Below are 365 nucleotides of genomic sequence, written 5' to 3' on the forward strand. Positions count from 1 at the left end.
AATATGAACAGTAAAGATAGTAGACTAATAATATCTGTATGATTACTCATTAGAAAATGCTTCTTGATAATTCCAGTATATCAAGGAGTGTTTTCTTTTTTGTGTATTGTTTTTACAAAAAAGATGTCCAAAAAGTAGTTATTCATCTACTTTCTGGACATCATCTTTTTAATCTAAGAGTTAAATTCCATTATATATATTTAAGTTTTACCGACTTATTTATTGCGATGAGAACTAGTTCCAAAAGGGATGGTTAGGAAAACAGCGGCTTTGTTTTTTGAACGTGGGGATATGAAATCTCTTTTTGGATTTACAAGTTTTACGGCATTTATGGCTTTTATGGCTTTTATGACTCTTATGACTCT

This window comes from Bacillus sp. JJ1127, from assembly GCF_036965845.1.
In the GTDB taxonomy this organism is placed as follows: domain Bacteria; phylum Bacillota; class Bacilli; order Bacillales; family Bacillaceae_G; genus Bacillus_A.